Origin of the sequence: Novosphingobium marinum, from assembly GCF_013408095.1 — a bacterium.
In the GTDB taxonomy this organism is placed as follows: domain Bacteria; phylum Pseudomonadota; class Alphaproteobacteria; order Sphingomonadales; family Sphingomonadaceae; genus Novosphingobium; species Novosphingobium marinum.
Window position 1 is genome coordinate 656644 of the sequence record NZ_JACBZF010000001.1, and the last position, 12934, is coordinate 669577.

Consider the following 12934-nt stretch of genomic DNA (forward strand, 5'->3'; position numbering starts at 1 on the left):
ATCGTTGCTTACTTGTTCCGCATTCGTTCACATCGACCCGAAGAGGGAGGTCGGCAGGGATGCTTACGCGAAAGCAGCACGAACTTCTGAGATTCATCCAGACGAAACTTGAGGAAACCGGGATTTCGCCTTCGTTCGAGGAAATGAAGGAGGCGCTGGATCTCAAGTCGAAATCGGGCGTCCACAGGCTCATATCGGCGCTTGAGGAGCGCGGGTTCATCCGGCGCTTGCCGAACCGTGCTCGCGCGCTCGAGGTTCTGAGACAGCCGGAAGATGTCCTGCGAACACCGCAGACAGGCCAACCGGCGAACAGTAATCGGCCCGACCGTCCGGTTCTGGCTGCCAAGGCCGTTCCCGAACCGGCGAACGACGTCCTCGAAATTCCGCTGCACGGACGCATTGCCGCCGGTGTTCCGATCGAGGCGCTCGAAGGGCAGTCCACGCTTTCGGTGCCCTCGGCGCTGCTGGGATCGGGCGAGCACTATGCGCTCGAGGTATCGGGTGATTCCATGATCGAGGCGGGAATTCTCGATGGGGATTACGCTCTTGTCCGACGCACGGATACCGCGCGTGACGGGGAGATCGTGGTAGCTCTTGTCCGTGGCGAGGAGGCGACACTCAAGTACTTGCGGCGGGAGGACGGGCGCGTTCGCCTCGACCCGGCGAACGCAGCTTACGAGCCTCAGGTTTACAGTCCCGGAGACGTCGTCGTTCAGGGTCGTCTGGCGGGAATTCTTCGCCGGTATCATTGATCGCGTAGAGCCGGGTTTTTCACTACTAGCGCCAGACCTCCGTCCCCCGGAGCCATGGCAGGATCATGAATCGATGATCGGCGAGTTCAGTCGTCTCGTCCGCGCCACCAGCCATGGTGACCTTCCCTTGCCGCGACGCTGTCCACGCTTCGCGTTGAAAGGTCGATTGCGATACCTCCCGTGCGTGAGAGCATGCGGCGATCCGCTTTCAGCCAGCGCGGCCTGCAGCTACGCGGCAACCAGCGATCCGCGATTACGATATCGCTTCGGTCGCAAGCGGCGGCCAGAGCACGCTCGGCCACCCGGTCCCTGCCCAGCGAGAGAAGCAGTGTCCATGACGTGCCGTCCCGTACGATCTCGGCAAAACAGAAGTCACGGTTGCAGCGCGCTCGATCCCATTCTCGCAACGGAACGAGGTTACCGTTGCTCCCCGAAAGCTCTGTGAGGTTGTCTCTTACGTAATCGCTTTGCGTTTCGCGCAGCACTATGACGCGTCCATCACCCTGCGGCAGGGCAACATGGCGCCCGTCACCCGAAACGAGAATATCGGGCGGTTGAAGTAGAACCAGCGACAAGGCTCCCGCAGCTGCCGGCACCAGTCCAAGGAGGCGCATCCTGCTGGTCCACAGTGCGAGCCACAGCCCTCCTGCAACGAACAGCGCAAAACTGCCGCGCCCCATGGCAGGCAGCACTGTGACCGCTCCGGGACGCGACGAGACCCAGTGTGCCATTTGCAGCATGAAATCGATCGACTTGCCGGCGGCCCACCATGCCGGGGCACCGAGACCGGCCGCATCGAGAAAAAGCGCGATGGCGATCAGCGGCATGGATACGATGGTCGTCAGGGGAATGGCGATGACGTTCGCGAACGCGCCGTAAGCTCCGGCCCTGTGGAAATGATAGAGGCCGATCGGCATCAGCGCGATCTCGATCGCCAGGCCTGTCGCGAAGAGGGCCACGACATAGCGTATGCCCCGCGAAAGCATGCCTTCTTCGCGTGGAGCGAGCAGACGCCGGGAAGCCTCGCTGCTTCCCAGTGCAATTATGGTCATGACTGCCGCGAAACTCATCTGGAAACTCGGGCCGACAATAGATTCGGGCCAGGCTAGCAAGACGAAGAACGCCGCGACGGCAAGGATACGCAGCGATAGCGCCTCGCGCCCTATAGCGATCGCGACGAGGACGAGAAGCGCGCCCAGGCAGCTTCGCACCGTTGGCACCTGCGCCCCGGTGAGCAGGGTATAGGCGATCCCCGCCAGCGCGCCGGCCCCCGCAGCCACCAGCGGCAAGCGCACGCGCAGGGCGAGCGCCGGCCACAGTGCAAGCAGCTTCAGTGCAAGGAAATACGCCGCTGCGATGACTGCACTGACATGGAGACCGCTGATGGAGAGCAGGTGTGCAAGGCCGGCGTCGCGCATCGCCTGCGCGTCGTCCTCGGCGATGCCTCCCCTGTCGCCGCTTGCAAGCGCAGCCGCGATCGCGCCGCTCGAACCCGGCAGTCGCTCCCTGACATGCTCCGAAAGCCTTGCCTGTATCCCGGCAAGCCAGCCGCCGCTTGTCGAGGGAGCGTTGATCGTCACCGGGCCGATCACGCTGCCGGTGGCTGCCAGCCCTTCGAACCATGCAGTGCGCGCGAAGTTGTAGCCTCCGGGCAGCATAGGCGGCGCAGGCGGCATCAACCGTGCCTTCAGGCTGATCACGGCTCCGGCCGCCAGTTCGGGCCGGTCATCTTCTTGCGGGAGGTTCACGCGAACCTTCGCGGTCGCTTCGCCCCCGATGTTGCGTGCTGCAAGAACCAGCCTGACCCGCTGTTCGGCAGGTCGTGCTTCCCGCTCGAGGATCACGGCATCGAACTGTGCCACCACGGGACGGTCGATCGGCGTGGCGCCGACAAGCGCCGACTTGCTCCAGACGACTATGCTTCCGGCCGCGACGAGCATCGGCAGCCAGATCAGGGATTGCCGCAGGTAAGGATACCTGCCGTCGGACCGCATCGACGCGAGAGTTCCCGCGACAAGCGCAATGCAACAGCAAAGCAGCCCCAGCCATTGCCACTTGTTGTCGAGGAAGAACCAGGCGGACACCCCGGAACCGAACGCCACCGCCAGCCAAGGCGCGCGATCGAAGCCCGAGGCGGCGAGAAATCGCTCTATTCGGTCCAACCCCCTCGACAAGCCGCGCCACGTGCGCCAATGCCCCTGTTGCAATGCAGCGTCGAGGCCGGATTCACCGGCTTCGGGGTAGTCTGGCAGGGAATCGGGAAGCTTGGCGTCGCTGGCCATGCTTCCATAGGAAAGGAAGGAAGCGGGAATGGCAAGCGGCAGCGGAGCGGAAACAGCCCCCGGCCCCGTCGTCACTCGCTTTGCGCCCTCTCCTACCGGCTTCCTGCATATCGGTGGCGCGCGCACCGCCCTGTTCAACTGGCTCTTCGCCCGCAGGCACGGCGGGAAGTACCTGCTGCGCATCGAGGATACCGACCGCGCCCGCTCCACCGACGAGGCCATCGCGGCGATCTTCGATGGTCTTTCCTGGCTCGGCCTCGAGGGTGACGAGGCCCCGGTCTTCCAGTTTTCCCGGTCCGACCGTCACGCCGAAATCGCGCGGAAGCTGCTTGAATCCGGCCATGCCTATCGATGCTATCTGTCGGCCGAAGAACTCGCCGAGCGGCGCAGGAAGGCCCAGGAAGAGCGCCGGACTTTCCGGATAGACAGCGAATGGCGCGATGCCGATCCCGCCAGCGCGCCTGCCGACGCGCCCGCGGTGGTGCGGCTCAAGTCGCCTCGCGAAGGCGAAACCGTGATCCATGACATGGTCCAGGGCGAGGTTCGCGTTCAGAATGCGGAACTCGACGACTTCGTGATCTTGCGCTCGGACGGCAGCCCCACGTACATGCTGGCGGTGGTCGTCGACGATCAGGACATGGGTATCACCCATGTCATTCGCGGCGACGACCATCTCAATAACGCTTTCCGGCAGATTTCGATCATCCGCGCGATGCAGGATGTCGAGGAGGGTTGGCGGATGCCCGAGTATGGACATGTACCGCTCATCCATGGCGCCGACGGTGCGAAGCTGTCGAAGAGGCACGGCGCGCTTGGCGTCGATACATACCGCGACGAACTCGGCATCCTTCCCGAAGCGTTGTTCAACTATCTTCTCCGGCTCGGTTGGGGGCATGGAGACGACGAGATCATCGCGCGCGAGCAGGCCGTCGCCTGGTTCGACATGGCGCATGTCGGCAAGTCTCCTTCGCGCTTCGATCTCGCCAGGTTGCAGAACCTCAATGGCCATTACCTGCGCGAGGGGGACGACGCCCGTCTGGCGAGCCTCGTCGCGGCGCGCATCGCGGGATCTCCCGATCTCGCCATGCTCGAGGCCGCGATGCCGCATCTCAAGGTGCGCGCGAAGGATTTGAACGATCTTGCTGCGGGCGCGGCTTTCCTTTTTGCCCAGCGCCCGCTCGAAATCGACGAGAAGGCGGAGAAGTTGCTGACCGACGAGGCGCGCGACCGGCTTGGCGAAATCCATGACCGTCTGGCGGCGGAAACGGACTGGACAACCGAGATGCTGGAAGTCAGTCTGAAGCAAATGGCCGGCGAGCTCGAATTGGGCCTCGGCAAGCTGGCGCAACCCTTGCGCGCAGCCCTGACGGGGCAGACAACCTCGCCGGGAATTTTCGATGTATTGGTCCTGCTTGGCCGAGACGAAAGTCTGGCGCGGATAAAGGCGCAGGCTAAGGCTCCGGCAGGGTCGTAGGTTTAGGAGATAGAACACGTGGGTGATGAAGCGAAGCTCTCAGTCGGAGGCAACGATTACGGCTACCCTGTCCTCAAGGGGAGCGTCGGCCCAGACGTGGTCGATATCCGCAAGCTTTACGGGCAAACCGGGATGTTCACGTTCGATCCCGGCTTCACTTCGACGGCGAGCTGCGAAAGCGCGCTGACCTATATCGACGGCGACGAGGGCGTTCTCCTTCACCGTGGCTATCCGATCGGGCAGCTCGCCGAAAATTCCAGTTTCATGGAAGTCAGCTACCTGCTCCTCAACGGCGAACTGCCGACCCGGAAGGAGTACGAGGAGTTCACCTGGACGATCAGCCGCCATACGATGCTGCACGACCAGCTGCGCAACTTCTACCAGGGCTTCCGGCGCGATGCCCACCCGATGGCGATCATGTGCGGCGTTGTGGGGGCGCTTTCGGCCTTCTATCACGACAGCACCGACATTTCGGATCCCGAGCATCGTAAGATCAGCTCGCACCGGCTGCTTGCCAAGATGCCGACGATCGCGGCGATGGCTTACAAGTACGCGATCGGCCAGCCTTTCCTCTACCCGGACAATTCGCTCAGCTACACCGGGAATTTCATGCGGATGACCTTCGGCGTACCGGCCGAGGAGTACGACCTGCACCCCGCCGTCGAACGTGCGATGGACCGGATTTTCATCCTGCACGCCGACCACGAACAGAACGCTTCGACCTCGACCGTAAGGCTTGCAGGTTCGTCCGGCGCCAATCCCTTCGCGTGCATCGCGGCGGGCATTGCCTGCCTCTGGGGGCCCGCGCATGGCGGTGCGAACGAGGCCGCCCTCAACATGCTTCGCGAAATCGGTACGCCGGACAAGATCCCGCATTATCTTGAGCGCGCCAAGAACAAGAACGATCCGTTCCGCCTGATGGGCTTCGGGCATCGCGTCTACAAAAACTACGATCCGCGCGCGACGGTCATGCAGAAGACCGTGCGCGAGGTGTTCGATGCGCTGAAGGTCTCCGATCCCGTTTTCGAGGTCGCCCTGCGCCTCGAGGAACTCGCTCTCAACGACGAGTATTTCATCGAGAAGAAGCTTTTCCCGAACGTCGACTTCTATTCCGGCGTCATTCTTTCGGCCATTGGTTTCCCGACCACCATGTTCACGGCGCTCTTCGCACTCGCCCGGACCGTGGGCTGGGTGGCGCAGTGGAACGAGATGATTTCCGATCCCGGCCAGAAGATCGGACGTCCGCGCCAGCTCTACACGGGTCCGACGCAGCGCGATTACGTGCCGATCGAGAAGCGCTGAACACAGTGAAGGCGCTTCGCGGCGTCCTCCTCGTTGCCGGCGCTCTCGCGCTGGGAATGGGGTTGTTGTGGATCGGACAGGGTCTGGGTCTGGTGATGTGGCCCGAATCCAGCTTCATGCTGGCAGACCGTCGCTGGGCGATAAATGGCGCGGTGCTCGCCGGTGTCGGGCTTGTGCTGATCTGGGCCGGTCGACGGCGCTAAGTCAGTCGGGGTCGGCAGGCAAGGTCAGCACGAAACGCGCCCCCTCGCCGGCCTCGCTCTCCACCTTTAGATCGCCGCCCATTGCTCGGGCCAGGCGACGCGAGATGTAGAGACCGAGGCCGGAACCGCCGTCCCCGCTACGACCGAGCCGCTCGAATTTCTCGAAGACCCTCTCGCGTTCTTCTTCGTCGAGCCCCCTGCCCTCGTCGGCGACAATGGCGGCAACGCGCTCGCCACGATTTTCCAGACTGATCCTGACAGCGGATTCGGGCGGGCCATACCTTATGGCGTTACTCACGACATTCAGCAGAACCTGAAGCACGCGCCGGAATTCGGCGATGGCCGGAACACTGTCCTCCAGACCCGGTGCGATGAGCGCAATTTCGCGCTCCTTCGCCCGTACTCCGAGGATCCCGGCGGCCTGGCGAGCTACTTCCGCGAGATCGATCCGGTCGGGTGCCGTCCGGAAATCGGCGGACTCGATGATCTCGAGATCCGAGAAGTCCTCCAGAAGTCCAAGGAGGTGCTGCCCGGCCGCGGCAATGTCCGCCGCGTACTCGGCGTATGCATCGTCCAGCGGACCGGCCAGTCGTGTCCTGATCGTCTCCGCATTAGCGACGATCCTTGCGATGGGCTGACGCAGCACCGGCGCCAGGTCGCTACCGATCAGTCGCATTCCGTTCGGGCGTTCAGGCTCTTGCACGGCGAGATCGCCCGCACGACGTTTCGGATGCTCGGGTGCGGGTTCGGGAGAGTTCAGCAGAAGCTCAAAGCCGGAAAGCGCTCCGTCATGCGCCTCGATAGGCACCAGCGTCGCGCGCCACGGTCGGGTCGAACCCGCAACGGAACAGTCCGCCCCGTCGAGGAGCCGCCAATGCAGTGGCTGTCGGTGCGTACTGCCTTGGATCGTCACGAAGTCGGTCCATGGCCTGCCCGATCCTGCCAGCATCGCTTCGGTGAGGGGCTGGAGGTCCGGGCTCTGGCTCTCGACGGCCAGAACAAGCTGATCGGGATCGAGCCTTGCCGATAGGTCCGCCAGGTCGCGGTCTACCTGGATGCGCCGTCGATAGGTCTCGCGTTCGTCCTCGCGCGGCAGCGCGACCGCCTGCCAGTTGTGTAGGACGATCTCGCAGCCTTCTTCCTCGCCGCCCCGTGGTTCGACCTCGGCCCATGCCGATATCGCCTTTTCGCCGTCGTTGGCGGTGATCGTCCGCGCGAGTTTCAGGCCGTACCGCCGTGCCTTGCGCACCGTCTCGAGCAGCGCCGGGACCGCGATGGTGCCACCGACTTCTCCACCGCAGCGCGCCTGCAAGACGGCAATCGGCTTGTCGGCGCTGATGAGCCGGTCGTCGGCATCGCTTCGGGCTCGGGCCGACCCTGACCCGTCGGAGGCCATTCCTACTCTCCCGGGTAGTAGTTGCCGAAAGACAGGATCGCCGCCGCCCGGTCGGGACCGAGCGAGCCGAAGCCTTCGGGAAGCGTGGCCTCGGGATGAAGCAGTACGAACTGCTCTTCGATCGCCGCAGGCTTCACGCCGGCGCAGCGGAGCGAAAGTGCGAGCCGGATACACTGGGATTCGTTGGTCGACAGAGCTACTGCATCGCGGTCCTGGCCAGCGCCCATGGCAAGTGCGGTCAGGAAGGTCGCGACCCCTGCGTGGCTTGCCGAAAGCGCCGCGATCGCTCCGCCTCCCATGCCGGATACGAGCCGCGATACGAGACCGAGGCGGGTCCGGCTTTCATCGAAACTGCCACGTATGCGTTGCTCGGCCGCTCGCGCTTTGGCCTCGCTATCGGAGGATGCCTCGGCGATGGTGCGCATCGCCACGATTGCTGCATGAAGCAGATCGCCTGGCAACTCGGACAACGGCAACCGCATTCGCCGCTGCGCCTGACAGAAACGGGCCTGCGCCGTCAGGAAGTTCATCGCGATCGTGGCGATACTTTCGTCGCGGGCCGCGATTAGGGCTTGCAAGAGCGGAGGCAGGACGGGATCGAGTCCGATCCGTGCCTGCAACCGCTCGGTGAGCTGCCATTCGAGCGCAAGACCGTGGACGTGCGTCAGGAACGCCGAATTCGCGATAATCGTATCACCGAGCGACGCGAGTTCTGCGGGATCGTGCTCGAACCGTTCCACCCCTTCGCCCTCGGACTTGAGGTTGTCGAGCAACTGGCTTGCCACGTCGGTCGTCATCCCGCGTACGCGCGCGATGATCTCGTCGCCGAAAAGAGAACTGTCGTCGTTGGCCAGCAGGTGACGCAGGATCGGCACCACCGTGCCGGCCATCGCGTCGCCCCGTGCGAGGTCGTGCCGGATCACGGCCTCGAGCGAATCCGCATCGTTTCTGGTGACAACTGCGTCGATCATGCCATCGCCATAACGCGCCATGGTTAAGCTGTCGTTAGCCGCGGCCTTGCCCCGATTGATGCCAGCGCGGCGATCAGAAACAGTACGGAGAGGATTTCAACGCACGGCAAAACGATGCCGAATGCGTGCGCTGCAACGAGGACAAGGCACAGCACTGCCCTGTCCTCCATCCAGCCTCGTCCGCCATGACCGATGATCTTGGGTACGATCCGCATCAGGAGCAGGAGTGCGATTGGCGGGAAGGCCGGTCCGAACAGCCCCGGCCACTCGGTCATTCCCGATGCGGTGATGACGATGAAGAGTATTTCGAGGTCCACGAGGCAACCGGCCATCAGGCTGGCGATCGGGGTCCAGTTGCGTCCCGGATGCGTTGCTTCCTCCGCACCGACGAGCATGAATGCCGCATGATGGAGAATCCATGCAAAAGCGGCGACGATCAGGGCAAGCCAGACCAGCCCGAACCAGATAGAGAACGCACCGATCAACAGCGCCGCCACGAATGCAGCGAGCGATATCCTGCTTCCCGAGCCAGCATGCAGCAGCGAAGGGCCGAAGGCCATCACCGCATTGCGCGCCAACCAGCGACTAGGTTCGCCGCCACTTGAATTGCCAAGCTGGAGGCGCAGCCATTCGGGTTCGAGAGCTTGCGCTTCGGTTTCCGAACTCACCAGCTTCCAGATTGTGCCGATCTGGTCCTCCACAGCGAGCTTCCGCCTGGCGATACCGCTCTGCAACGCGATCCGGGTCAGACCGGAGACGGCATCGTAGTCGGCCGGTAGCTCTCGCAATCGCGTGGCAAGCCTGCCCGGAACGTGCACGATCCCTGCCGCTGCGGCCTCCAGATCGAGACGTTCGAAACCTTTGCTCGCGGCATCGGCGTGCAGGACATACACCGCGAAGCCTTGTTCCCGGAGCGAAGTGGGAACGCCCGGTCCGACAAACAGGCCGTCTGCGAGCGCGATCATCTCGTCGTTGTCGGAAATGCCCGCCGCTGCTTCCTGAACATTCGCGACGACCTCCAAGCGCGCTCCGGATCCTTCCGCCATCTTCTGAAGCTCGGTGGTCCTGCCACCGATCCCGGCGCCCACGCAGATGATGCGCTGGCATTCCAGTTTCAGGGCAAGCGCTACCTGATGCCGCGCGATCGTCTGGCCACCGATGCGCAGGAAGGCGCGCCGTTCGCCGTCACCTGCACCGGCAGGCTCGATCATGGTCAAAAGCGCGATGCGCAAGCGGGCTCCTCTTGCAATCGGAGCGCCATGATAGGTTCAATCGCCGCGCTCGCCAAGCGAGCCTGTCTCAGGAGAAGCGGGCCAGATACTCGTTCAGTTTGCGCAGGACAGTCGGTTCGCCCGGAGCAGCCTCGACCGCCTCGTCGGCAAGAGTGATGAGCGGCTCGGCATGAAAGCTGCTGGCCAGCCCCTTGAGCCGCATGGCTGCGACCTGCCAGTTGCCATCGCATCGCGACCTCTCGAGCAGGTCGACTTGCCTGCCGGCGCTTTCGAGAAACGCCGCGCGCAATTCGGCGACGAGCACGGCATCGTCGCCGGCTGCCGCCGCCAGGGTCGCATCGAGGTCGCCGGATTCGTAGGCCATGTGACCCGCTTACGCGGCAACTGGTTAAATCGGGGTTTATTGCGTTTGCGGTCATGGTATTGTTGGCAAATGGTTGGGGGATCACGGATCATCGCTTTCGGTGCGGGTGGCGAAGAAGCCGGGCGCGACGAATTCCTGCTCACTGAAGAGGTTGCGGAGGCGGAAAGCCAACCCGACCCTGACGATGCATTGCAGGAGAGTTACGTCAGCTTCGATGACGATGGAGAGAGCGCAGAGGAGGTCGGGCGGCCTGACTGGCTATTCCCGTCGATCGCTGTCGGGCTGGCTCTCGCATGGACCGCTTTCTATTTCTGGGCTCGCTCCGCCGATATTGCTTCGATGGTACCGGGGGACTGGGCTTCCGTGATTTCCGAGTGGGCGGTTCCGGTTCTGTTGATCGGGGTCGTCTGGCTTATTGCGATGCGTAACAGTCGTCGGGAGGCAACGCGCTTCGGCGACGCCGCACGAGTGCTTTCCGACGAATCGATGCGCCTCGAAGAGCGGCTCGTCGCGGTGAACCGCGAACTGAGCCTCGCCCGGGAATTCATCGCGTCCCAATCGCGCGACCTGGAGATGCTGGGCCGTGTGGCGGTCGAACGCCTGTCCACGAACGCGGACCGGTTGCAAAGCCTCATCCGCGACAATGGCGACCGCGTGGAAACCATCGGCACGGTCAGCGAGGCCGCACTCGACAACATGGAGAAGTTGCGAGGCCAGTTGCCTGTCATCGCCAACTCGGCGAAGGACGTAACGAACAATATCGGAAATGCCGGTCGGACGGCGCACGGCCAGCTCGAGGAAATGCTCGAAGGCTTTCGCCGGCTCAACGAGTTCGGCGAGGCCAGCGAGCGGCAGGTCGAAAAGCTGCGCACCGTTTTCGGAGATGTGGTCGGCGAGTTCACAAGGCAATGCGACCAGATTGGCGATATGGCCGACTCCCGCTTCGCATCGCTGGCAGAACGCGGGCTAGACTTTCGGAACAGCCTCGACGCGCACGAGGCCGAAGCGCTTGCGGCAATCCGGGAACGTGCGACTGCGCTGGCCGAAGAACTCGATGCCACACGCGCCATGCTCGACGATCAGGAAGGCGAGAGCCTGAAGTCGCTCCGAGCCCGCCTTTCAACCCTGCGCGACGAGGGCGGCACGATCGCCCGCTCGATCCGCGAAAGCGAGGAACGAGCCGCTCAAAACTGGCGCGATGCCATCGCGATCATCGAGGAAAGCGCCGCTTCGGCCGCGGGCCTGATCGAAGCGAGAAGCGCGGCCGCGATAGAAGATGCGAAGGAGAGGTTCGCGGCACTCATCGATCAGTCCGAACGCGCCGGAGCCCGGATCGAGGAACGAAACCGGTTTTTCCGTGACCAGATCGAGGAAATCCGCGTCGAGATCGAGGAAGGGCACGGCCAAAGCGTGGATGCCATTGCCGAACGGATCGAGGGCCTGCGCGACAGGCTGGCCGAAGCAAGCCTCAGCTTTGTCGGAGATATCGAAACGCGCCGTTCTGAAGCGGAAGCGGCCGGCCGGGAGATGCTGTCGCGTCTCGACGATCGCCTGCGCATTTTCGACGAGGGCGTCGCGGCCCGAAGCCAGCGCTTTGGCGACGAACTCGGCACCCGGTTCGAAAGGCTCGAGACCGACGATGCCGAAGCCGCCTTGCGCCTCGAGGCCAAGCTTGCGGCCATCGATGAAGAGTTGGCCGAACGTCGCACTGCCCAGGAGCGGCATGTCACGGCCCTTACGGCCCATGCCGAGGCAATGGCGGCTCAGCTCGAAGCATACGAAGCGCGAATGGCCGAAATCGCTACGCAGGGCGGTCATATCGAGACGCGAATGGCGGCAAGCGTCGACACATTGTCGCAGAACCTTGCTGCCGCGCGCGATGCACTGAACGGTACCGAAGCTCAGGTCGGCGGCCTGAACGAGGCCAGTGTCCGGCTTCTGGAACTGATCGAGGCGAGCGCGGAACACGCAAACACTCGTATCCCGGCCGTCCTGTCCGAGAGCGAGGACACGCTCGCGTCGATGGAGGACCGCGTCACCAGGATACGCGAGACGGTGCAGGCGGCGCAAGCTGGCGGCGATGCCCTGTCGAGTGCACTCGGCACTGCGGATAACAATCTCGGTAAGATTGCAGGCGAGCTGGACAGAATGCAGGCCCTGCTCGGCTCGCAGGATGATGAGCAACAGGCGCGCCTCGCAGCGCTGCGCGAGCGCGTCTCGGAAATCGAAGCGATCTATGTGCGTCTCGCCGAACGGGCGGACGGCGAACTGGCCCAAGCGATCGAGCGGCTTGCCAGCTCGGCCCGCGATGCTGTCTCCGCCATCGGCGAAGAAGGACCTGCAAGGATTTCCGAACTCGCAGCCCGGCTCGGGGAGGAAAGCGGCGAAGCGCTGGAGAGGGTTGTCCGGACCAAGGCGGCGGAAGCGACGGGGCAACTCGAACAGGCTGCCTCCCATGCGTCCGGTGTCAGTCGCGAAGCGGCGATCCAGCTTCGCGACCAGCTCGCCAAAGTGGATGAACTCGTCGGCAACCTCGAGCGCCGGGTGGCGCATGCGCGGGAGCGCGCGGAGGAGCAGGTCGACAACGATTTCACACGGCGCGTTGCACTCATCACCGAATCGCTCAATTCGAATGCCATCGACATTGCCAAAGCCCTGTCCACCGACGTCTCCGATATGGCCTGGTCGGCTTACCTGAGAGGGGATCGCGGCATTTTCACCCGGCGTGCCGTTGCCCTCCTCGAGCCGAGCGAAACGAAGGCCATCGTGCAGATTTACGAGCGCGACGATGAATTCCGCGAGCATGTCAGCCGCTACATTCACGACTTCGAAGCTATATTGCGTCAGGTCCTGTCGACGAGGGACGGCCACGCGCTGGGCGTCACCTTGCTTTCGTCGGACATGGGAAAGCTCTACGTCGCACTTGCGCAGGCGATCGAGAGATTGCGGAATTGATCC

The 12934-nt window shown here is 63.5% G+C and carries 10 protein-coding genes; 5 read left to right on the forward strand and 5 right to left on the reverse strand.

Annotated features, from left to right (window positions below; all coding sequences use genetic code 11):
- The first annotated feature begins 59 nt into the window (after positions 1-59).
- Positions 60-752, forward strand: coding sequence for a transcriptional repressor LexA (gene lexA, locus FHS75_RS03075; protein WP_179406235.1), 693 nt, complete (start codon positions 60-62; stop codon positions 750-752).
- An 86-nt stretch (positions 753-838) separates the two neighbouring features.
- On the opposite strand, the gene FHS75_RS03080 is transcribed toward lexA, so the two are convergent.
- Positions 839-3034, reverse strand: coding sequence for a ComEC/Rec2 family competence protein (locus tag FHS75_RS03080; protein ID WP_179406236.1), 2196 nt, complete (start codon positions 3032-3034; stop codon positions 839-841).
- A 28-nt stretch (positions 3035-3062) separates the two neighbouring features.
- Between FHS75_RS03080 and gltX the strand changes: the two genes are divergently transcribed.
- The 3 genes from gltX to FHS75_RS03095 are packed head-to-tail and all read left to right on the forward strand — an operon-like array spanning position 3063 to position 6013.
- Complete coding sequence (gene gltX / locus FHS75_RS03085) at positions 3063-4508, forward strand: glutamate--tRNA ligase (protein WP_179406237.1); 1446 nt, start codon at positions 3063-3065, stop codon at positions 4506-4508.
- Between the two features lie 18 nt (positions 4509-4526).
- On the forward strand, positions 4527-5810 hold the full coding sequence (locus tag FHS75_RS03090; RefSeq protein WP_179406238.1) for a citrate synthase: 1284 nt from the start codon (positions 4527-4529) through the stop codon (positions 5808-5810).
- A gap of 5 nt (positions 5811-5815) precedes the next feature.
- A complete protein-coding gene (locus FHS75_RS03095) occupies positions 5816-6013 on the forward strand; it encodes a hypothetical protein (protein WP_179405674.1) in 198 nt (65 codons plus the stop codon).
- A 1-nt stretch (position 6014) separates the two neighbouring features.
- Here the strand turns inward: FHS75_RS03095 and FHS75_RS03100 are convergent, their stop codons facing one another.
- The 4 genes from FHS75_RS03100 to FHS75_RS03115 all read right to left on the reverse strand — a co-directional run bounded on the left by FHS75_RS03100 (position 6015) and on the right by FHS75_RS03115 (position 9976).
- A complete protein-coding gene (locus FHS75_RS03100) occupies positions 6015-7409 on the reverse strand; it encodes a sensor histidine kinase (protein ID WP_179406239.1) in 1395 nt (464 codons plus the stop codon).
- A gap of 2 nt (positions 7410-7411) precedes the next feature.
- Entirely contained in the window at positions 7412-8380 is a 969-nt protein-coding gene (locus FHS75_RS03105; protein WP_179406240.1) for a hypothetical protein, read from the reverse strand.
- A 23-nt stretch (positions 8381-8403) separates the two neighbouring features.
- Positions 8404-9612 (reverse strand): hypothetical protein, encoded by a 1209-nt coding sequence (locus FHS75_RS03110; protein ID WP_179406241.1) that lies wholly within the window; start codon positions 9610-9612, stop codon positions 8404-8406.
- A gap of 67 nt (positions 9613-9679) precedes the next feature.
- A complete protein-coding gene (locus FHS75_RS03115; RefSeq protein WP_179406242.1) occupies positions 9680-9976 on the reverse strand; it encodes an Hpt domain-containing protein in 297 nt (98 codons plus the stop codon).
- Positions 9977-10045: 69 nt separating this feature from the next.
- Between FHS75_RS03115 and FHS75_RS03120 the strand changes: the two genes are divergently transcribed.
- The gene (locus tag FHS75_RS03120) at positions 10046-12931 is read left to right on the forward strand and encodes a coiled-coil domain-containing protein (RefSeq protein WP_179406243.1); all 2886 of its coding nucleotides are present in this window, start codon (positions 10046-10048) and stop codon (positions 12929-12931) included.
- The last annotated feature ends 3 nt before the right edge of the window (positions 12932-12934 follow it).

Excerpts from the sequence above, each read along its gene's own strand:
- lexA (WP_179406235.1), top strand. The coding sequence starts at position 60 with ATGCTTACGCGAAAGCAGCACGAACTTCTGAGATTCATCCAGACGAAA.
- FHS75_RS03100 (WP_179406239.1), bottom strand. The coding sequence starts at position 7,409 with ATGGCCTCCGACGGGTCAGGGTCGGCCCGAGCCCGAAGCGATGCCGAC.
- FHS75_RS03105 (WP_179406240.1), bottom strand. The coding sequence starts at position 8,380 with ATGATCGACGCAGTTGTCACCAGAAACGATGCGGATTCGCTCGAGGCC.
- gltX (WP_179406237.1), top strand. The coding sequence starts at position 3,063 with ATGGCAAGCGGCAGCGGAGCGGAAACAGCCCCCGGCCCCGTCGTCACT.
- FHS75_RS03080 (WP_179406236.1), bottom strand. The coding sequence starts at position 3,034 with ATGGCCAGCGACGCCAAGCTTCCCGATTCCCTGCCAGACTACCCCGAA.
- FHS75_RS03120 (WP_179406243.1), top strand. The coding sequence starts at position 10,046 with ATGGTTGGGGGATCACGGATCATCGCTTTCGGTGCGGGTGGCGAAGAA.
- FHS75_RS03115 (WP_179406242.1), bottom strand. The coding sequence starts at position 9,976 with ATGGCCTACGAATCCGGCGACCTCGATGCGACCCTGGCGGCGGCAGCC.